At 72.0% G+C, this 18,121-nt stretch carries 21 protein-coding genes; 12 read left to right on the top strand and 9 right to left on the bottom strand.

Annotated elements, in window-relative coordinates:
• Positions 1 to 12 precede the first annotated feature (12 nt).
• Together mgrA and AB0J55_RS37630 are read left to right on the top strand one after the other, a co-directional pair.
• On the top strand, positions 13 to 1,041 hold the full coding sequence (gene mgrA, locus AB0J55_RS37635; RefSeq protein WP_364259989.1) for an L-glyceraldehyde 3-phosphate reductase: 1,029 nt from the start codon (positions 13 to 15) through the stop codon (positions 1,039 to 1,041).
• 58 nt (positions 1,042 to 1,099) lie between these two features.
• Positions 1,100 to 1,570, top strand: coding sequence for a hypothetical protein (locus tag AB0J55_RS37630; protein ID WP_364259986.1), 471 nt, complete (start codon positions 1,100 to 1,102; stop codon positions 1,568 to 1,570).
• A 34-nt stretch (positions 1,571 to 1,604) separates the two neighbouring features.
• Here AB0J55_RS37630 and AB0J55_RS37625 read toward each other — a convergent pair whose 3' ends face one another.
• On the bottom strand, positions 1,605 to 2,468 hold the full coding sequence (locus AB0J55_RS37625) for an SDR family NAD(P)-dependent oxidoreductase (protein WP_364259984.1): 864 nt from the start codon (positions 2,466 to 2,468) through the stop codon (positions 1,605 to 1,607).
• Positions 2,469 to 2,581: 113 nt separating this feature from the next.
• Here AB0J55_RS37625 and AB0J55_RS37620 point away from each other — a divergent pair, with 113 nt between their 5' ends.
• Both AB0J55_RS37620 and AB0J55_RS37615 read left to right on the top strand, forming a co-directional pair.
• Positions 2,582 to 3,247, top strand: coding sequence for a helix-turn-helix domain-containing protein (locus AB0J55_RS37620; protein WP_364259981.1), 666 nt, complete (start codon positions 2,582 to 2,584; stop codon positions 3,245 to 3,247).
• An 18-nt stretch (positions 3,248 to 3,265) separates the two neighbouring features.
• Positions 3,266 to 4,135: a TIGR03564 family F420-dependent LLM class oxidoreductase gene (locus AB0J55_RS37615; protein WP_364259978.1), complete on the top strand. Its 870-nt coding sequence runs from the start codon at positions 3,266 to 3,268 to the stop codon at positions 4,133 to 4,135.
• 249 nt (positions 4,136 to 4,384) lie between these two features.
• Here the strand turns inward: AB0J55_RS37615 and AB0J55_RS37610 are convergent, their stop codons facing one another.
• The 4 genes from AB0J55_RS37610 to sigC form a co-directional block, all read right to left on the bottom strand.
• Positions 4,385 to 5,608, bottom strand: coding sequence for a helix-turn-helix domain-containing protein (locus AB0J55_RS37610; RefSeq protein WP_364259975.1), 1,224 nt, complete (start codon positions 5,606 to 5,608; stop codon positions 4,385 to 4,387).
• Positions 5,609 to 5,743: 135 nt separating this feature from the next.
• The gene (locus AB0J55_RS37605) at positions 5,744 to 6,202 is read right to left on the bottom strand and encodes a (2Fe-2S)-binding protein (RefSeq protein ID WP_013224858.1); all 459 of its coding nucleotides are present in this window, start codon (positions 6,200 to 6,202) and stop codon (positions 5,744 to 5,746) included.
• Between the two features lie 8 nt (positions 6,203 to 6,210).
• On the bottom strand, positions 6,211 to 8,454 hold the full coding sequence (locus AB0J55_RS37600; RefSeq protein WP_364259972.1) for a molybdopterin cofactor-binding domain-containing protein: 2,244 nt from the start codon (positions 8,452 to 8,454) through the stop codon (positions 6,211 to 6,213).
• 164 nt (positions 8,455 to 8,618) lie between these two features.
• A complete protein-coding gene (gene sigC, locus AB0J55_RS37595; protein WP_364259969.1) occupies positions 8,619 to 9,170 on the bottom strand; it encodes an RNA polymerase sigma factor SigC in 552 nt (183 codons plus the stop codon).
• Between the two features lie 68 nt (positions 9,171 to 9,238).
• Here sigC and AB0J55_RS37590 point away from each other — a divergent pair, with 68 nt between their 5' ends.
• Positions 9,239 to 9,967 carry a zf-HC2 domain-containing protein gene (locus tag AB0J55_RS37590; protein ID WP_364259966.1) on the top strand — a complete coding sequence of 243 codons (729 nt, stop codon included), beginning with the start codon at positions 9,239 to 9,241 and terminating at the stop codon, positions 9,965 to 9,967.
• Positions 9,968 to 9,996: 29 nt separating this feature from the next.
• On the opposite strand, the gene AB0J55_RS37585 is transcribed toward AB0J55_RS37590, so the two are convergent.
• Positions 9,997 to 10,509: a helix-turn-helix transcriptional regulator gene (locus tag AB0J55_RS37585; RefSeq protein ID WP_364259963.1), complete on the bottom strand. Its 513-nt coding sequence runs from the start codon at positions 10,507 to 10,509 to the stop codon at positions 9,997 to 9,999.
• Between the two features lie 89 nt (positions 10,510 to 10,598).
• Between AB0J55_RS37585 and AB0J55_RS37580 the strand changes: the two genes are divergently transcribed.
• Positions 10,599 to 11,153 (top strand): hypothetical protein, encoded by a 555-nt coding sequence (locus AB0J55_RS37580; RefSeq protein ID WP_364259960.1) that lies wholly within the window; start codon positions 10,599 to 10,601, stop codon positions 11,151 to 11,153.
• Positions 11,150 to 12,430 carry a carotenoid oxygenase family protein gene (locus tag AB0J55_RS37575; protein WP_364259957.1) on the top strand — a complete coding sequence of 427 codons (1,281 nt, stop codon included), beginning with the start codon at positions 11,150 to 11,152 and terminating at the stop codon, positions 12,428 to 12,430. The genes AB0J55_RS37580 and AB0J55_RS37575 overlap by 4 nt, the downstream gene beginning before the upstream one ends.
• On the opposite strand, the gene AB0J55_RS37570 is transcribed toward AB0J55_RS37575, so the two are convergent.
• Positions 12,427 to 13,167: a DUF427 domain-containing protein gene (locus AB0J55_RS37570; RefSeq protein ID WP_364259954.1), complete on the bottom strand. Its 741-nt coding sequence runs from the start codon at positions 13,165 to 13,167 to the stop codon at positions 12,427 to 12,429. The two genes, AB0J55_RS37575 and AB0J55_RS37570, sit on opposite strands and share 4 nt — an antisense overlap.
• Positions 13,168 to 13,267: 100 nt before the next feature.
• Between AB0J55_RS37570 and AB0J55_RS37565 the strand changes: the two genes are divergently transcribed.
• The 3 genes from AB0J55_RS37565 (at position 13,268) to AB0J55_RS37555 (ending at position 16,172) form a co-directional block, all read left to right on the top strand.
• Positions 13,268 to 14,467, top strand: a complete 1,200-nt coding sequence (locus AB0J55_RS37565) for an ROK family protein (protein ID WP_364259951.1) — start codon at positions 13,268 to 13,270, stop codon at positions 14,465 to 14,467.
• A gap of 89 nt (positions 14,468 to 14,556) precedes the next feature.
• Positions 14,557 to 14,997 carry a MarR family transcriptional regulator gene (locus tag AB0J55_RS37560; RefSeq protein WP_364259949.1) on the top strand — a complete coding sequence of 147 codons (441 nt, stop codon included), beginning with the start codon at positions 14,557 to 14,559 and terminating at the stop codon, positions 14,995 to 14,997.
• Positions 14,994 to 16,172, top strand: coding sequence for a cytochrome P450 (locus AB0J55_RS37555; RefSeq protein WP_364259946.1), 1,179 nt, complete (start codon positions 14,994 to 14,996; stop codon positions 16,170 to 16,172). Before AB0J55_RS37560 ends, AB0J55_RS37555 begins: the two co-directional genes overlap by 4 nt.
• A gap of 3 nt (positions 16,173 to 16,175) precedes the next feature.
• On the opposite strand, the gene AB0J55_RS37550 is transcribed toward AB0J55_RS37555, so the two are convergent.
• On the bottom strand, positions 16,176 to 16,637 hold the full coding sequence (locus tag AB0J55_RS37550) for a pyridoxamine 5'-phosphate oxidase family protein (RefSeq protein WP_364259943.1): 462 nt from the start codon (positions 16,635 to 16,637) through the stop codon (positions 16,176 to 16,178).
• On the opposite strand from AB0J55_RS37550, the gene AB0J55_RS37545 reads away from it, so the two are divergent.
• Entirely contained in the window at positions 16,636 to 17,112 is a 477-nt protein-coding gene (locus tag AB0J55_RS37545; RefSeq protein ID WP_364259940.1) for a MarR family transcriptional regulator, read from the top strand. The genes AB0J55_RS37550 and AB0J55_RS37545 overlap by 2 nt on opposite strands.
• 22 nt (positions 17,113 to 17,134) lie before the next feature.
• Here AB0J55_RS37545 and AB0J55_RS37540 read toward each other — a convergent pair whose 3' ends face one another.
• Positions 17,135 to 17,635, bottom strand: a complete 501-nt coding sequence (locus AB0J55_RS37540; RefSeq protein ID WP_364259937.1) for a PaaI family thioesterase — start codon at positions 17,633 to 17,635, stop codon at positions 17,135 to 17,137.
• 119 nt (positions 17,636 to 17,754) lie between these two features.
• On the opposite strand from AB0J55_RS37540, the gene AB0J55_RS37535 reads away from it, so the two are divergent.
• On the top strand, positions 17,755 to 18,114 hold the full coding sequence (locus AB0J55_RS37535) for a metalloregulator ArsR/SmtB family transcription factor (protein WP_364259934.1): 360 nt from the start codon (positions 17,755 to 17,757) through the stop codon (positions 18,112 to 18,114).
• Positions 18,115 to 18,121 lie beyond the last annotated feature (7 nt).

Genomic DNA, 18,121 nt, shown 5'->3' with positions numbered 1-18,121 from the left:
AGCATCGGCCGCGTGACCTACGCTGCGGCTTCCGGCCGATACGACTCGATCCCCTACCGGCGCTGCGGGCGTTCCGGGCTCAAGCTGCCGGCGATCTCGCTCGGCCTGTGGCACAACTTCGGCCACGACCGCCCGCTGCAGGCCCAGCGCGACATCACCCGCCGCGCTTTCGACCTCGGCATCACCCACTTCGATCTGGCCAACAACTACGGCCCGCCGTACGGCTCGGCGGAGGAGAACTTCGGCAGGCTGCTGGCCACCGACTTCCGGCCGTACCGCGACGAGCTGGTGATCTCGACCAAGGCCGGCTACGACATGTGGCCCGGCCCGTACGGCGAGTGGGGTTCGCGCAAGTACCTGCTGTCCTCACTGGACCAGTCCCTCGGCCGGCTCGGCCTCGACTACGTCGACATCTTCTATTCCCACCGCTTCGACCCCGAGACGCCGTTGGAGGAAACCGTCGGGGCGCTCGACGCGGCCGTCCGCGCGGGGAAGGCGCTGTACGTCGGGATTTCGTCGTACAGCTCCGAGCGCACGGCCGAAGCGGCGCGGCTCCTGCGCGAGCTCGGCACGCCGCTGCTGATCCACCAGCCGTCGTACTCGATGCTCAACCGCTGGATCGAGGAGGACGGCCTCCTGGACACGCTCGACGCCGTGGGTGCGGGCTGCATTGCGTTCTCCCCGCTGGCGCAGGGTCTGCTGACCGACCGGTACCTGAAGGGCGTCCCCTCGGATTCCCGGGCCGCGCAGGGCAAGTCGCTGAACCCGGACACCCTGGACGAGAACCGCCTGGGCCGCGTCCGCGCGCTCAACGACATCGCGGCCCGGCGCGGGCAGTCGCTGGCGCAGCTCGCGCTCGCGTGGGCGCTGCGCGACCACCGGGTGACGTCGGTGCTGATCGGCGCGAGCAGCGTGCAGCAGCTCGAGGACAACGTCGGCGCTCTCGGCAACCTCGAGTTCTCCTCCGAGGAACTGACCGAAATCGACGGCCACGCCACCGACGCGGACATCAACCTCTGGAAGCGTTCTTCGGACTCCTGATCCCCGCCCTCACCGGCGCCGCCGCACCGTCCTGTTCGCCGCCGAACGCGGAGGCAGCATGAAGAAGGTCCTGGTCCTGGGCCGCGGCGGCGCCGGGAAGTCCACCCTGGCCGCCCACCTCGCCGCAGCCACCGGCCTGCCGCTCGTCGAACTCGACAAGCACTTCTGGGCCGCCGACCTCACACCCCTTTCCCCAGACCGGTGGACAGCCGTCCAGCAACGACTCACCGGCCCCGACAGCTGGATACTCGACGGCGACCTCGGCCCCTACGACGTCCTCGACGTGCGCCTCGCGGCGGCCGACACCGTCATCGTCCTGGACTTCCCGCTCTGGACCTGCGCCTGGCGCGCCGCCCGCCGATCCCGCGAAAACCTCGCCTTCTGGCGATGGGTGCTCGGCTACCGCAGGCAAAGCCTGCCCGCGATCATGGCCGCGATCACCGACCACGCCCGGACGGCCGACGTCCACCTGCTGCGCAACCCTCGCGAGGTCGGCCGATTCCTGTCGCAGGTCACCCGTTCCGCTTGACGGATGCCGTCGGGGGCGCCCCCCCTTTTCCACTTTACCGGCGGGCACCGACATTTTCGGCCGGAGGCGTGCCCTGCGCTTCCGCCGACAGCCCCTGCCACTCCGCCCAGGTCGCCAGCCGGTCCGCATAGGCCTGCTGGATCATCGGGTAGAAGCCCTGGCCGAAGAGCACCCGCAGGGGCGGGTTGGCCGAGTCGACGACCTTGAGGAGGGCCTGGGCCGCGGCGGCCGGGTCCCCGGCCGGCTGCCGGCCCGCGACCTCGGCGAGCCGGCGGCGGAGCCCGTCGTAGGCCGGGCTGGGCTCGGCGACGTGCCCGTTGGCGAGGGGGTCCGGGTTCTTGCCGTCGCGGGTGGCGTAGCCGCCCGGCTCGACGATCGTGACCTTGATGCCGAACCCGGCCACCTCTCCGGCCAGGGTCTCGTTCAACGCCTCGATCGCCCACCGCGACGCCTGGTAGGCCCCGCCGAGCGGCATCGCGAGGATCCCCGCGGCCGACGACAGCTGGACGAAGTGGCCGGCGCCCTGTTCGCGCAGGTAAGGCAGCGCCGCCTGGATGACCCACACCGGGCCGAACACGTTGGTCTCGAGCTGGTCGCGCAACTGGCGCTCGGTCAACTCCTCGACGGCACCGATCTGCGCGTAGCCGGCGTTGTTCACGACGACGTCGAGGCGGCCGAAGTGCCCGGCGGCCCGCTTCACCGTCTCGAAGACGGCGTCCTTGTCCGTCACGTCCAGCTCCAGCGGGAGCACCGCGTCGCCGTAGGTCGCGGCCAGCGCGTCGAAGCTCGCGGTGGACCGGGCGGTGGCGGCCACCCGATCGCCCCGGGACAGCGCCGCCTCGACGAAGCAGCGGCCCAAGCCGCGCGACGACCCCGTGACGAACCAGACCTTGCTCATCGGCTCTTCCGTTCTCTGCAGTGGCATCCGATCGCCCACAGGACACCGGGAGCCGCACCCTTGTGACAGCCTGACGTTTGACCAAATTTCGAATCTGGTCATATGATGAGCGCATGCCTCCTGCCGAAGACCGCGCCGAACGGGCCGAGCGCATCCTCGACGCCGCCGCCGAGCTGCTCCTGCGGGCCGGCTACCGGCGGACGACGATCGAAGACGTCGCCGAGCGGGCCGATGTCGGCAAGGGCACCGTCTACCTGCACTGGAAGAACCGCGAGGAGCTGTTCCTCGCGGTCCTGCTCCGCGATTCGGTCCGGGTGCTGGAAGAACTCGTGGCCACGATCGCGGCCGATCCCCTCAGCGTGCGGTTTTCGCGCCTGAGCGAGATCCAGTACGCCAATGTGCTGAAGCGTCCGCTGCTGCGGGCCGGGTACGCCGACGACGCCGAGACGCTCGGCAAGCTGCTGCCGAAGCTGCACGGCAAGCTCGACCCGCGGCACGCCGAGGCCTTCGTCGAGTACCTGGAGCTGCTGGCCGGCCATGACCTGCTCCGCACGGACCGCCCGGTCCGCGAGCTCGTCGTCGTCTTCCAGGCCGTGCTGCACGGGTTCCTCGCGGCCTCTCCGCCACCCGAACCCGCCCTGCTCGCCGACACGATCGCGCGCGCCTTCGAGCCGCTCGCCGTCTCGACGAGGCAGCTGCGCGCCGTGGCTCCGCGGGCACTGGAGCTCTTCACCGAAGCCGTCGCGCTCGACCGCAAACAGCTCGAACGCGCCTACTGAAATCCCCTGGGAGGATCCTTGCGCACCGGAATCCTGATCGACGAACTCGGCGTCGGCTTCGACGCCATGACGACCCAAGCCCGCGAAGCGGCGAAGCTCGGCTACAGCACGCTCTGGATCGCGCAGCGCGGCGGCTGGGACGCGCTCACGGCGCTGCCGGCGCTCGCGGCGGCCGCGCCCGGCGTCGAGCTGGGCACGTGCGTCGTGCCGACGTACTCGCGGCACCCGATCACCATGGCCGCGCAGGCGCTGACCGCCCAGGCGGCCACCGGCGTGCCCGTCCACCTCGGTCTCGGGCTGAGCCACAAGTTCATCGTCGAAAACGAGTTCGGCTACTCCTACGACCGCCCGATCCGCCACCTGCGCGAGTACCTTCAGGCGCTGCAGCCGTTGTTGCGCGGGGAAAAGGCGGACGTCCACGGCGAGTCGCTGACCGCCGCGGGCGCGGTGAACGCGCCCGGCGCGCAGCCGCCGTCCGTGCTGATCGGCTCGGTGAGCCCGCAGTCGACGCGGCTGGCCGGCGAGCTCGCCGACGGCGTCATCACGACGTGGGCGGGCCCGCGGGCGATCGGCGAGTTCGTGGTGCCGGCACTGGGGGCCGGCTCGCGCGTGGTCTCCGGTCAGCTGATCTGCGTGACGTCCGAAGTGGACGAAAGCCGCAAGTGGGTCGAGGAGACGTACGGCGGAGCGGCGAACATCCCGGCGTACCGCGCGATCCTCGACCGCGACGGCCACCGGCGAGTGTCCGACAGCATGCTCGTCGGTGACGAGGAAACCGTTCTGCGCCAGGTGAAATCCCTCGAGGATGCGGGCGCGACGGAACTGCTGGTGATCCCGGTCGGCTCGCCGGAGGAGCAGGCCCGCACGCGCGAACTGCTGGCCGCGTGAACCGCCTCTGGGTCGACGCCCCACACGCGGCCCCGGACGCCTGAGCTCACCCGGCCGCGGGGGCGCCCCCGTTTTCCACTCTACCGGCGAGCACCGACAATTCCGCGCCATCCGGCGTCCGCCAAGGCGACAGACCCGCCCGGTGGTGTTGTGGCTGTGCGAGCACGACCGCCGGCCGGCCGAAGTGCGTGTCCCGGTCGGCCGCGAGTGGCTCACCGGGATGGCACGGCGGTACGGGCCCGGCGTCCGCTAGCGCGGCGCCGGCAGGTGGGCCGTCTCCGGGAACAGGTTCAGCGCCCGCAGTGCCGCGCCCAGCTCGGCGATGTCCGCCGGGTTCGTCAACGACCGGCCCAGTTCCTCGGTGATCCGCTTCAGCCGGTGGCGGATCGTGTTGGGGTGGCAGAACATCCGCTCCGACGTCAGCTTCGCCGACCCCTGGCAGTCGAACCACGCCCGCAGGGTCAGCAGCAGCACGTTGCGTTCGTCGCCCGGGAGGTCGAGCAGCGGCTGGAGGACGTGGTGGGCCAGCTGCACCGACGCCTCCGGTGCGCTGGCCACCAGCCCGGCCAGCGGCGACTCGGTGAACTGGACCAGGCCCGGCGTTCCCGGCGTCATGCTCGACAACGCCACCCGCGCGAGGTGCAGCGCGCGGGCGGTGTTGCCGAGGCCGGTGAACACCGGGCTCATCCCGACCCGGCCCACCGGGTGCTCGCGGACCAGGGAAACGATCGCCGGTGCCGCGGCGGGGTCCCGCAGGGACACCACTCCCACCTGCAGGTCCGGTGTGAGCCGCCAGGCCGACGCGTGGTGCAGCGCGCGCAGCCGGGCCTCCGCCTGCGGCAGCGGTTCCTGGCCCAGCCGCGGGGTTTCCGCCGCGACGACGACGAACGTTCCGTCGAGGGACAGGTCGAGCACGCGGGCGATGTCCCACAGCGTGCCCTCGGTCGCGGCGCCGCCCGCGAACAGCGCCTCGACGAGCGCCGAACGCCGGTTCTGGTGCGCCACCATGACTTCCGCGGTCGTGTCGCGGTAGGACGTCGTCAGCGCTTCGGCGAGGTCGTCGATCAGCGCCCAGATCGCCGTCGTCGCGGCGACCAGCGCCGCCAGGTCCTGGGCGGCGGCGGTCAGCTCGACGAACCGGTGCCAGACCTCGGTCAGGCCGATCCGGTAGGCCCGCAGCAGCTCCGGCAGCGGCGCACCCTGCAGGGCGCGGGCCCGGCCGGTCGCCCGGGCCTGGGACAGGTCCGGGACGTCGGAGCCGCGCAGCGTGCGCATCACGTGCTCGAGGTTGGCGCGCACCGAGTTCCGCAGCTCGGCGTGCGTGACGAACCGGGCGTCGGCGTAGACCGGCATTTCGGCGCGGATCTGCCGCACGGTGCTTTCGATCAGCTCGGGCAGCTTCCGCTCGACCTCGGCGGCGAGGACGGCGACGCGCGGCGCGCGCCCGTCGGACAGAAGCGCCTGGTAGTGCATGGTGCCCTCCGGTCCCGGACCTCCTCGTCGAGACCCGAGACCGACATCTAACCCGAACGGTGGCACCACGTTCGGGTGAACTTGCTACAGAAACCGCGAATGCGGAAGTTCTTCTGTGGAACCTCCGCATTCGCGTCAAGCCAGCTTCGCGGCCGCGCTCTTGATCGCCTCCCGGATCCGGAAGTAGGTGCCGCAGCGGCAGACGTTCTGGATCGCGTCGATGTCGGCGTCCGTCGGGTTCTTCGTCTTCTTCAGCAAGGCGACCGCCGCCATGATCTGGCCCGGCTGGCAGTAGCCGCACTGGGCCACGTCCTGCTCCAGCCAAGCCTCCTGGACCGGGTGCAGCTCGTCGCCGTCGGCCAGCCCCTCGATCGTGGTGACCTCGCGCCCGGCGCACTCCGACACCGGCGTGACGCAGGGGTTGAACGCCTCGCCGTCGAGGTGGCTGGTGCAGGCCTTGCAGACGTTGATGCCGCAGCCGTACTTCGGCCCGCGGACCTTGAGCTTGTCGCGCAGCGCCCACAGCATCGGCAGGTCGGCGGGCGCGTCGACGGTGACGGTCTTCCCGTTCACCACGAAGGTGTAGTTCGGCATGGTTCTCCTCAGCGCGGGAACGGGTCGAAGTCGACCGGGAAGGTGATCGGGAAGCTGCGGGGCTTGATCCCGGTCGCCCGGGCGTAGGCGTTGGCGATCGCGCCGACCGGCGCCGGCAGGCCCAGCTCGCCCGCGCCGCCGATGTCGTCCCCGGTCGCGGGCATGACGTGCACGGTGACGTCCGTCGGCGAGTTCTTCTGCCGCGCGTAGTGGAACTGCGAGTAGCTGCCTTCCAGCGGCAAGCCTTTGTCGATGTGCAGGCCCGCGGTGAGCGTCGTCGAAATCGCGTCGGTCAGGCCGCCGAGCATCTGCGCCTGGATCCCGCGCGGGTTCACCGGCTTGCCGACGTCGACCGCGATCGTCGCCTTGGTGACGCGAGGATGCTTCGGGTCCCGGGCGTCGATCTCGACCAGGCAGGCGGTGTAGGACTTGTACTCGCCGTGCACCGCGATGCCCTGCGCGAACCCGGCCGGCATCTTCTTGCCCCACTCGCCCAGCTCGGCGACCTTGTCCAGCACCGCGCGCTGACGCGGCTCCTTGATGAACTCGCGGCGGAAGACCACCGGGTCCTTGCCGAGTTTCGCGGCGATCTCGTCGACCATGATCTCCTCGGCGCCGCGGGTGTTCGCGGAGTAGACCGACCGCCACGCCGAGGTGTGGAACTTCAGCGGCACCTCGTTGAGCAGCTGCGTGGTGACGCCGAAGTTGTACGGCGACTTCACGGTCAGCAGGAAGACCGTCTGCGCGAAGCTGAGGTTGCCGCCGACGGGCAGCTTCGCCGCGAACGCCGTGAGGATCTCGCCGAGCCCGTGGCTCCAGTCGGTTTCGACGCTCGCCACGCGGTGTTCGAACGTCAGCACCTGCCCGAGCGCGAAGGTCGCACGGATCCGGTGGTAGCTCGCCGCGCGCCCGCGGCCGTGGCGCATGTCGTCGATCCGGCTCCACATGAGCCGGACGGGTTTCTTCATCGCCTTTGAGATGTGCGCGGCTTCGAGGGCGGCGTCGAAGAACAGCCGGCGCCCGAAGGACCCGCCGCCCTGCTGGACGTGCACGGTGACCTTGTTCTCCGGCAGCCCCAGCTCCTGGGCGATGGTCTGCTTCGCCACGATCGGCGACTTGAGCCCGGCCCAGATGGTCGCGCTGTCCTCGCGGACGTCGGCGACCGCGGAGTTCGACTCCATCGGCGCGTGGCTGGCGAAGGCGAAGTCGAACTCGCCGTCGACGTACTGTGTCAGCAGGGGCGGCACGGCGAACGGCAGCGCGGCGGCCCGCAGCTTCTTCTTGATGGTCTCGTTGTTTTCGCCGTCGACCGTGCCCGGCCCCCAGGTGACGTCGAGGGCGTTCTTGCCGTCCAGGGCGTGGCCGAACGTCTCGGCCATCACCGCGACCCCGGTCGGCACGACGGCGATGTCGATGATCCCCGGCATGGCCCGGACGGCGGCCTCGTTGTTCACCCTCTGCACGGTGCCGTTGATCGTCGGCGGACGCCGGACCATCACCGGGTTGGCGCCGGGGATGTCGAGGTCGAGCGTGTAGACCTGCTTGCCGGTGACCATCGCGCGGGCGTCCTTGCGCGAGGTGGGCGTCCCGACGAGGGTGTGCGCCGCCTCGGCTTTCGGCTGGATCGCCCCGACGCTCAAGCCCGAGCGGGACGCGGGCCCGGCGAGGTCGCCGTAGGCGGCGCTGCGGCCGTCGGGCGCCCACACGTAACCGTCGCGTGTGGACAGTCGCGACGCGTCGGCTCCCCACTGCGCGGCGGCCGCGGCGACCATCCGGGCGCGGGCGGTCGCCGCGGTGCCGCGGACCGGGTCGTAGAGCGAGCGCATCGTGTTGGACCCGCCGGTGAGCTGGTTGAACAGCAGCTCGGTGCGGGCGTCGGAAAGCACGACGTCGACGCGGTCGAGGGGCAGGTCCAGCTCTTCGGCGACGAGCATCGCGGTCGCCGTCGTGATGCCCTGGCCGACCTCGGCCCGCGGCAGCTGCAGCCGCGCCCGGCCGTCGGACGTCATCTCGAGCACCAGCATCCCGGCGGTCGGTGCGCAGGACAGCGTCAGCACGTCGCCGAGGTCGAGGATCTCGGCCGGCTGCGGCAGGGTCGGGACGACCGCCTCGGCGCGGCCCGGGGCCACCGCGTCGGCGGTGAGTTTCGTGGCGACGGTGAGCGTGGGTGCGGCGACCAGGTAGGTCAGGAAACGGCGGCGGCCGACCTGACCCGGCTCGGCGGCGCCTTCTTCGGTGGTGGGACGGGCCATCGGGGATCCCTTGCTGGGAGGTGGCGGGGTGCGCGCCACGCTAAGGAGCCCGCGGCCGGCCGTCAACGCGGAGTAGTCGAGTTCGCCCATCTCTGTGACGAGATGACAGCGGAAGCCGCCGAATGTGTGCGCCGCCACAGTGCCGGACGGCGCAACGGGCTGGTTCAGCCGGCCCCGCGGGCGCGCCGGGCCTGGATCAGGTCCTCGCGGGCGCGGGCCACGCGGGAGCGGACGGTGCCGACCGGGCAGCCGCAGATGTCGGCGGCTTCGGCGTAGGACAGCCCGAGGACCTGGGTCAGCACGAGCACCTCACGGCGTTCGGGCTCCAGCCCGTCGAGCAGCAACCCCAGTTCGACGAGGTCCTCGAAGCCGGCCGCGGGATCGCGGGTGCGCTCGGCGGCGGCTTCCCAGTCGGTGTCGGCGATCTTGGGCCGCGCGCCGGCCGCCCGGATCTGGTCGACGACCACCCGGCGCGCGATGGCCAGCAGCCAGGTCCGAGACGACGAGCGTCCCGCGAAGCGGCGAAGGCTCCCGAAGGCGCGAAGGTAGGTCTCCTGCGTCAGGTCGTCCGCGGCCGAGGCGTCGGTGAGGTGCGCGAGGAAGCGCCAGACGTCGGCCTGGGTGGCGCGGACCCACTCCTCCAGGGCGCGCCGGTCCCCGCGCCCGGCGGCGAGAGCCAGGGCCGTGACGCGGTCGTCGTCCTCACGGTGAGTCATGATCCGAGAACATACAGCGGCGCGAAGCGCCTCGATTGAGGGTGGCGGCGGGGAGGAAGACGGAGGCAATGACCGGGAACTCCGCGGATCCGCCGTCCGACTACTCGACCATGGAGTGCGAGGAATGCCGTGAAGCGCTTTCGGCCCGTTTGGACGGTGAGGCGGAGCCGGCGTCGCCCGACGAGCACCTGGCGTCCTGCGCGGCCTGCCAGGAGTGGTTCGCCGGCGCGGAACGGCTGCGGCGCGCGATGCTGCTGCGCCCGGCACCGCCGGTACCGGACCTCACCGCGGCGATCCTCGAACGCACGCCGGCGCCGTCCGGCGAGGGCTGGGGACTGCGGGTCGCGTTGACCGTGGTGGCGATCGCCCAGCTGGGGCTGGCGTTCGCGGAGCTGCTCGGGACCGCGCACGGCGGCATCCACCTCGGCCACGAAAGCGGCGCCTGGAACCTGGCGGTCGGCATCGGCCTGCTGACCGCGGCCCTGCGGCCGCAGACGGCGGGCGGCCAGCTGCCGCTGCTGACCGGGTTCGTCGGCGTGCTCCTGGTGTGGTCCGCGGGCGACCTGGCGGCAGGCCAGGTGACGCTGTCCCGGCTGGCCACTCACCTGCTCGTGGTGCTCGGGCTGGCGTTGTTGTACGCGGTGCACCGAGCGCACCGCGGCCGGGGCACGCCGGTTCCCGCGGCGACGGCGGACGAAGGCGCGCCGACGTCCGGGTCCACTGTGGACGCACCGGCGGCGCCACGGCCACGGGTGCGGGGTTTCCGCCGCCAGGCCCACGGCCGCCACGCGGCCTGACCAGCGCCGGGTAGGGCGTTATACGCCGGTCACTCGACCTGCTTGACCGCCCACTCGGCCCACTCGCGCTGCATGACGGAGAAGCGCTTGCCCCACTCCAGGACGAGCCGGCCGTACAGCGACTGGTTGTCCTCGCCCCAGTCGATCGTGGTTTCCAGCTCCTCGAGCCGCCGCTCGCGCTCCCGCCCCGACTCCCCCATCGAGGCGAGGTAGCCGCGAGCCTGGTCCGGGGCGACCGAGCCGAGGAAGTACACCCGCAACAGGGTGGCGCTGCGCGGCGGCCCGCCGGGTTCGACCTCGATCAGCCAGTGCCGCAGCTCCTCGAGCCCGGCTTCGGTGATCTCGTACTCCTTGCGCCCGCGCGGCCCCTCGGCGAGGACGCGGATCATGCCCGCGGCCTCCAGCTTGCCGAGCTCGCCGTAGAGCTGGCTCTGCGTCGCGGGCCAGACGCTGGCCATCGCCCGCTCGAACCGTTTCAGCAGGTCGTAGCCGCTTCCGGGTTCGTCGGCCAGCATCCCCAGCACCGCGTGTCGAAGGCTCATGGCCCCATGATGACATTCCACTATTGACATGTCCAACCGGCACGTTCTAGCTTCGACATGTCAATGTTGGAATGTCGGGAAGGACCGTCGTGAACTACCTGAAGAGCCTGCTCCCGTGGATCGCGTTCGCCGTCGTCGCGACGCAGTTCGACTGGCGCTGGTCCGGGCTCACCGGCCTGGTGATCTCCGCCGCGCTGCTGCTGCTCGCCCGCCGCGACGGCCGCCCGGCGGACACACTGATCATCGAGTGGAGCGGGTTCGCCTTCTTCGCCCTGCTCACCGCCGTCGCGTTCAGCTTCCCCGCCTCCCCCCTGAAGACCTACACCGGCGCGCTCACCGACGCGTGGCTGGCGCTCACCGCGTGGGGCTCGCTCGCCATCGGGAAGCCGTTCACCCTCGGCATCGCCCGTATGTCGACCCCGGAGGCGCTCTGGAGCAACCCGCTCTTCAAGCGCGTCAACGTCGTCATCACGCTGGTCTGGGCGGCGAGCTTCACCGTCGGCGGGATCGCGGGCATCGCCCTGCTGAACTTCGCGCCGCACGCCACCTTCGCGCTGATCGCGCTCAAGGTGCTCTGCTTCGCCGTCCCCGTCGCCTTCACCATCCGTTACCCGCGCATCGTCCGGGCCCGGGCCGCCGCATGACCACCACCGGCTTCCACCTCACCGGCGCCTACGCGCCCGTCCACGACGAGCTGACCGCGTTCGACCTGCCGGTGACCGGCGCCCTGCCGCCCGAGCTGACCGGCTGGTACCTGCGCAACGGCCCGAACCCGCGCGGGGACAGCAAGCACTGGTTCACCGGCGACGGCATGGTCCACGGCGTCCGCCTCGAACGCGGCCGCGCCGCCTGGTACCGCAACCGCTGGGTGCGGACCGAAAGCTTCGAAAACCCGGACCTCAAGCCGTACAACGAAGACGGCACGCGGAACCTGCACAGCAGCGTCGCCAACACGCACGTCGTGAACCACGCCGGCCGCACGCTCGCGCTCGTCGAGTCGTCGTTGCCATACGAGATCACGACGGACCTGGAAACCGTGGGCGTGTACGACTTCGGCGGCGAACTGGCCGACGCGATGACCGCGCACCCGAAGATCTGCCCCGCGACCGGCGAGCTGCACTTCTTCGGCTACGGCAGCATCACCGCCCCGCACGTGGGCTACTACCGCGCCGACGCGGCCGGGAAGCTTGTCGTCAAGCAGCCGATCGACGTGCCGGGGCTGACGATGATGCACGACTTCGCGCTCACCGCGGAGCACGTCGTGTTCTACGACCTGCCGGTGGTGTTCGACCGGGCGTCGGTCGGCCAGGGCATGCCCTACCGCTGGGACACCGGCTACGGCGCCCGGCTCGGCGTGCTGCGCCGCGACCGGCCCGAAGCCGGCGTCCGCTGGCTGGAGATCGAGCCCTGCTACGTCTTCCACACGCTCAACGCGTTCGACACGCCGGACGGCCGGATCGTCGTGCACGTCATGCGCTACGACCACCAGTGGTGGGCGGGCCACGAAGACCCGCCGGCGTCGCTGTGGCGCTGGACGATCGACCTCGCGGCCGGCACGGTCACCGAGGACCGGCTGGACGACCGCCCGGGCGAGTTCCCCCGCATCGACGACCGGCTCACCGGGTCCGACGCGCGCTTCGGGCACGTCACCGGCCACGACGTCCTGCGCCGCTACGACCTGCACGCGGGCACCTCGACCGAGCACGTCTTCGCGCCCGGGCGTCTCCCCGGCGAGGCGGTGTTCGTCCCCGCCGAGGACGGCGAAGGCTGGCTGCTCACCTACGTCCACGACGCGGCGGAGGACCGCAGCGACCTCGTCGTGCTCGACGCCGGGAACCTCGCCGCGGCGCCGGTGGCGACGGTCCACCTCCCGCAGCGGGTGCCCGCGGGCTTCCACGGGAACTGGCTGCCGGACGCTTAGGCGAACTTCGTCTTCGGCTTCTCCTGGAGGACGCCGTCGACGAAGACGTCCACCTTCTCGTCGAGGAACGCCACCAGGCCGGCGGCGCGGGCGCTCTCGGGCAGCGGCGTCGGGTAGCTCCAGGCGAGGTCCCCGTGCCCGGCCACGTCGAAGTGCTCGGCGGCGCCCTTGTACGGGCAGTGCGTCACGACGTCGATCTTCTGCAGCAGGTCCATCCGGACGTCGACGCGCGGCAGGTAGTAGCGGGTCGGCAGGCCGGTCTCGAACAGCAGGTGCGGGCGCACCGAGTCGGCGACCGTCACGCCGCCGACCTCGATCCGGACGTGCCGCGAGCTCGGCAGGATGTCCACCCGGACCCCCGGGTCGCGCGGGTGGGTGAAGATCTGTTCGTCCTCTTCGAACCAGTCGAACGCGCCGAACTCGAACCGGACGTGGTCCCGGAGCTCCTCGACCGGCGAATCCGGGTACTCCAGCGCGCCGTCCACCGCCTCGGCTGCGGCACCCTTTATCGTCGACAGAACAGCTTCTCCGCGGCTCGGCGAGTGCGCCGTCCGGCCGGAGGGGGTGAGAACACCGCTCACGACGTCCGCGCGCGGGATGTAGTACGTGGGGTAGTACGGAACTTCCCACACCAGGAGGGGGTGCACCGTGTCCGCGACGACCTGCCCGCCGAGGAACACCCGTACCCGCTTCGCGCCGTGTGCCACGCGGACCCGGCCGCGTACCGGAGTGCTCATGCCCCGGTCAACGGGTCCCGGAGCGGGCGTATTCCGGCGGAACCGGGACGCGGACGGCTAGCGTGGCAGGGAGCACGAGGACGACAGGAGGCGGGCACGGGTGGCCGGCGTAGAAGTTCCCACGGTCGGTACCCCCGCCGGGATGCGCAAGATCAACCAGCGGGCGGTGCTGGACCTGCTGCGCCGCGGCGGGCCGGCGACCCGGCCGCAGGTGGCGAAGGACACCGGGCTGTCGAAGCCGACGGTCAGCCAGGCCCTGCTGGCCCTGGAGGCCGCCGGCCTGGCGCGGCCGACCGGGCAGACCTCCACCGGCACCGGCCGCTCGGCGGTGCTGTACGAGGCCGACCCGACCGCGGGGTACGTGCTGGGGGTCGACATCGGCCGCGAGCACATCCGGGTCGCGGTGTCGGACCTCGGCCGCGCGCTCGTGGCGCGCCGCGACGAGCGCAACACGGCCCGCTCGGGCGCGGCCCTGGTGACGGCGGTCGGGAAGATCGCGGCTTCGGCGGTCGCGGAGGCCGGTCTTTCGGCGGCCGACATCGTTGTCCGCGTGGTCGGCTCCCCCGGCGTCGCCGATCCGGAGAAGCGGTGCTTCCGGCACGCGCCGAACCTGCCGGGCTGGGGCCGCGCGGGCCTGATCGACGACCTCGAGGCGGCGCTGGGCCCGGACCTGATGGTGGAGAACGACGCGAACCTGACGGCGGTCGGCGAGTGGGAGAGCGGCGCGGCCCGGGGCGCGTCGGTGTTCGGCTGCATCACGATCGGCACCGGCGTCGGCATGGGCATGATGGTCGACGGCCGGGTGTTCCGCGGCGCCACCGGCGCGGCGGGCGAGATCGGCTACCTCCCGTACGGCCGCACGCGCGCGGCCGACGAGCCGTCGACCCCACCGGCCCGCGGCCACCTCGAAGAGGCGACGGCGGCCCAGTCGGTGGTCCAGGGCGCCCGCGAACTCGGCCTGGGCACGGCGAAATCGGCCCGCGAGGTGTTCCGCCTGGCCCGCGAAGGCGACGAACTGGCGCGGCGCGCGGTGGAGACGGAGGCGGACCGCCTGGCGTACACGGTGGCCTCGGTGGCGGCGGTGATCGACCCCGAGCTGATCGTCCTGGGCGGCGGCATGGGCACGGCGGCTGACCTGCTGCTGGAACCGATCGACCGGGCGTTGCGCGCGTTCACGCCGTTGGTGCCGAAGGTGGTCCAGGGTGAGCTGGGCGAGGACGCGGTGCTGACGGGCGCGATCAGCGTAGGGCTGCGGGCGGCGGAGGGCTTGGTCTTCGAGCGCCGCGTCGGCGCCGCCTGAACATCCCATAAGAAGTAACAAGTAGTTGACTAAATCTCGGTAGCTGATCGCTTGCGGCCGCGATTTAGTACTGAATATAGTACTAACTCGTGGACGACGAGGAGACGGTGCAGGCGGTCCGCCGGAGCGTGCTCCGGCTCGCCCGGCGGTTGCGCGGCAGCCGCTCCGCGGGGGCGTTGAGCCCCGCCAAGGTGGGCGTGCTGGGTTACCTCTCCCGGCACGGCGCGAGCAGCCCGGGCGAGATCGCCGCCGCCGACGCGCAGCGGCCGCAGGCGCTGACGAAGGTGTTCACCGAACTGGAGGCCGACGGGCTGATCAGCCGCTCGCGCAACGAAGACGACGGACGCAGCGTCGTCCTCGGCCTCACCGAGCCGGGGGCAGCCGCCCTGGAAGCCGACATGCGCGAACGCGACGAGTGGCTCGCCACCGCGTTCGGCGCGCTCGGCGAGACCGAGCGCGGGGTCCTCCGGCTGGCCGCTCCCCTGCTCGAACGCCTCGCCGACCAGCCCGCCGCGAAGGAGAAAGCATGACCTTCCCGCTGCCCCGCACGTGCCCGTACACGCCACCGCCCCGGCTCGCCGAGCTGCAGCGCGAGGCACCGATCAGCCGGGTCCGGATCTGGGACGGCAGCACGCCGTGGCTGCTCACCCGCTACGACGACGTCCGCGCGGTGCTCGCCGACCGGCGGTTCAGCGTCGACCCCACCCGGCCCGGCTACCCCGCGCGCGGCCCGGCGAGCCGCGGCCGGCGGACGGGCCGCGGCTCGTTCATCTCCATGGACGGTCCCGAGCACGCCCGGCTGCGCCGGATGCTCATCGGCGAGTTCACCGTCCGCCGCGTCGAAGCGCTGCGGCCGGCGATCGAACGCACCGCCGCGCGCCTGCTGGACGAGCTGGCCGCCGGGCCCCGGCCCGCGGATCTGGTCGCCGGGTTCGCGCTGCCGCTGCCGTCCATCGTCATCAGCGAACTGCTCGGCGTGCCCTACGAGGACCACGCCTTCTTCGAAGACCGCGCCCGCGCGATGCTGGACGACTCCGCCGGCGGCGACGCCAACCGGGCCGCCACCGCGGAACTCGCCCGCTACCTCGGCACCCTGCTGCACCGGCGAAGCACCCGCCCCACCGATGACCTGCTGGGCCGGCTGAGCGCCGGGCAGGTCGCCACCGGCGCGCTTTCGCGGGCCGACGCGGTGGCCACGGCGATCCTGCTGCTGGTCGCCGGCCACGAAACCACCGCCAACCAGATCGCCCTCTCCACCGCGTTCCTGCTGGACAACCCGGAGCACGCCGAGGTTTTCCGGAGCGGGGCCCCGGCGACCGCGGTCGACGAACTGCTGCGGCTGCTGACGATCACCCACCTCGGCCGCCGCCGCGTCGCGACCGAAGACGTCCGGCTCGGTGACGTGACCATCCGCGCCGGCGAGGGGGTCATCGCCGCCGCCGACGTCGCCAACCGCGATCCCGGCGAGTTCGCCGACCCCGACGCGGCGGACTTCGCTCGCAGCCCCAACCACCACCTCGCCTTCGGGCACGGCGAACACCTGTGCCTCGGCCATCACCTCGCCCGCCTCGAACTCCGCGTCGCGCTGTCCGCGCTGCTGCGGCGCCTGCCCGGGCTCCGGCTCGCCGTTCCCACGGGTGAGCTGCCGTTCCGCCACGCCCACCCGATCTACGGGATCGACCGGCTCCCGGTCCGCTGGGACTGAGTCCTAGGCAGCCCGCCAAGCCTCGCCGCCGGCCGAGATTCGCCAGGGGGTCAGGCGCAGTACCGTGATCTTCGGGTCCCGGTGGTCCTCGCCCCCGAGGATCTTCGGGTCGTAACCCAGCGGCTCCGGTGCCGAGGCGAACAAGTCCCACAAGTACTTGCGGGTCGCCTCGTCGTCCGCGAACTCGGCGCGGCACTCCGCCACCGCCACCTCGTGCTGCGGGTCCCAGTACGAGCACGACACGTACGGCGACGCCTTCAGGTGCGCGAGCTTCAACGGCGTCGGCCGGGTGAACAGCCAGCCCGTCAGGCCCTCCGGCCCCGGCTCCCAGATCGGGTGGACGACCCGGGACCGCGGTCTTCCCCGGCGGTCGACGGTGACCAGCGTGCACCACACGATCCGGTGCGCCACGCGGACGAACCCTTCGGCCAGCTCGGCCGGCACCCTGCTAGATTCCACAACCATGGTTGTGCATCCTAGCACCCTCGACCTCTCGCTCACGGCCCTCTTCGCGGGCTGGGCGATGACCGACGAGGTCCAGCGGCGCCTCACCACGCGGGGCTTCGGCGAGCTGCGGTTCAACGACGGCGTCGTGATCCAGCACGTCCTGGCCGCGCCCCTGTCCATCACCGCGCTGGCCGAACGGATGGGCGTGACCCAGCAGGCGGCGTCGAAAGCGGTCGCGGACCTCGAACGCCGGGGGCTGCTGCGCCGCGAGCCCGATCCGGCGGACGCGCGCACGAAGCTGCTGCACCTGACCGCGCACGCACTGGCCGCCGTCGAGACAACCCGCGAGTTGCGGCGGGACCTTCAGGACGAGCTCGTCGCGGAGTACGGCGCCGAACGCGTCGACGACGCCCGGGAACTGCTGGCGTCGGTCATCGGCCGCTTCGGCGGTGACGACGCCGTTCGCGCACGGCGGGTCCGGCCGCCGCGGTGAATCCCGTGTGCCGCAACAACGTCTAGCGCGTGATCACGCAGGTCCCCGACGCCGTGGCCAGCAGCTTCCCCGCGGCGTCGCGGATCTCGCCCTCCGCGAAGGCGATCCGCGAGCCTTCCTTCACCACCCGGCCCGTCGCCCGGATTTCGCCGCGGCCCGCGTGGATCGCGCGCAGGTAGCTCACCTTCAGCTCCACCGACGCGTACCCCACCCCCGCCGGCAGCGTCGTGTGGACCGCACAGCCGATCACCGAGTCCAGCATCGTCGCCGCCACGCCGCCGTGGACCATGCCGATCGGGTTGTACAGGGACTCGTCGGGCTCGGCGACCGCCACGACCTCGCCCACCGCGATGTGGTCCCAGCGCATCCCGAAGTGGGCGGCGATCGGCGCCGGCGGCACGCGGCCCTCGGCGATCGCCGTCATGTACTCCAGACCGGACATCGTGGCGCCGAGCCGGGCCGACGCCAGCGGGTCCTGCCACGTGATGGTCTTCGAGCGGACCCGGTCTTCGACGTCGGTCATGCGGACTCCTCGGTTATGACAACTGTCTTAATCGTCGCCCGGTGGGCCGGCGAGCGTCAAGCGCGTCGTGACCCAGGCCACCGGTGGTCCGCCCGCGCCGCGGGTGGAATCATCCGGGGGTGAGCACCGACCGCAAGCCGATCGACCCGGAACGCGTCGCGGCGGCGGTCGACGGGCTCGGCGACCGCGCCGTCATCGACGAGTGGGCCCGGCGCTTCTCCGTGGTCGCCGACCCGTCCCGGCTCGCGCTGCTGGTGTCCATCCACTACGCCCGCGAGATCAGCGTCACCGACCTCGCCGCGGCGACCGGCATGACCGACACGGCGGTGTCGCAGGCCCTGCGGCTGCTGCGGGCCCACGGGCTGGTCACGCCGCAACGCGACGGCCGGGTGGTGCGGTACCGGCTGGCGGACGCCACCGTGCACGAACTCATCCACCGCGTGCGCCCACATCCCGCGAACGACCCCTCGGACCGGTAGCGTGCGG

The organism is Amycolatopsis sp. NPDC049688 (genome assembly GCF_040674975.1).
Classification (GTDB): Bacteria; Actinomycetota; Actinomycetes; order Mycobacteriales; family Pseudonocardiaceae; genus Amycolatopsis.
This window is presented reverse-complemented; position numbering and strand designations above follow the sequence as displayed.

Excerpts from the sequence above, each read along its gene's own strand:
- AB0J55_RS37630 (WP_364259986.1), top strand. The coding sequence starts at position 1,100 with ATGAAGAAGGTCCTGGTCCTGGGCCGCGGCGGCGCCGGGAAGTCCACC.
- AB0J55_RS37625 (WP_364259984.1), bottom strand. The coding sequence starts at position 2,468 with ATGAGCAAGGTCTGGTTCGTCACGGGGTCGTCGCGCGGCTTGGGCCGC.
- AB0J55_RS37620 (WP_364259981.1), top strand. The coding sequence starts at position 2,582 with ATGCCTCCTGCCGAAGACCGCGCCGAACGGGCCGAGCGCATCCTCGAC.
- AB0J55_RS37610 (WP_364259975.1), bottom strand. The coding sequence starts at position 5,608 with ATGCACTACCAGGCGCTTCTGTCCGACGGGCGCGCGCCGCGCGTCGCC.
- AB0J55_RS37605 (WP_013224858.1), bottom strand. The coding sequence starts at position 6,202 with ATGCCGAACTACACCTTCGTGGTGAACGGGAAGACCGTCACCGTCGAC.
- AB0J55_RS37600 (WP_364259972.1), bottom strand. The coding sequence starts at position 8,454 with ATGGCCCGTCCCACCACCGAAGAAGGCGCCGCCGAGCCGGGTCAGGTC.
- sigC (WP_364259969.1), bottom strand. The coding sequence starts at position 9,170 with ATGACTCACCGTGAGGACGACGACCGCGTCACGGCCCTGGCTCTCGCC.
- AB0J55_RS37590 (WP_364259966.1), top strand. The coding sequence starts at position 9,239 with ATGACCGGGAACTCCGCGGATCCGCCGTCCGACTACTCGACCATGGAG.
- AB0J55_RS37585 (WP_364259963.1), bottom strand. The coding sequence starts at position 10,509 with ATGAGCCTTCGACACGCGGTGCTGGGGATGCTGGCCGACGAACCCGGA.
- AB0J55_RS37575 (WP_364259957.1), top strand. The coding sequence starts at position 11,150 with ATGACCACCACCGGCTTCCACCTCACCGGCGCCTACGCGCCCGTCCAC.
- AB0J55_RS37570 (WP_364259954.1), bottom strand. The coding sequence starts at position 13,167 with ATGAGCACTCCGGTACGCGGCCGGGTCCGCGTGGCACACGGCGCGAAG.
- AB0J55_RS37555 (WP_364259946.1), top strand. The coding sequence starts at position 14,994 with ATGACCTTCCCGCTGCCCCGCACGTGCCCGTACACGCCACCGCCCCGG.
- AB0J55_RS37545 (WP_364259940.1), top strand. The coding sequence starts at position 16,636 with ATGGTTGTGCATCCTAGCACCCTCGACCTCTCGCTCACGGCCCTCTTC.
- AB0J55_RS37550 (WP_364259943.1), bottom strand. The coding sequence starts at position 16,637 with ATGGTTGTGGAATCTAGCAGGGTGCCGGCCGAGCTGGCCGAAGGGTTC.
- AB0J55_RS37540 (WP_364259937.1), bottom strand. The coding sequence starts at position 17,635 with ATGACCGACGTCGAAGACCGGGTCCGCTCGAAGACCATCACGTGGCAG.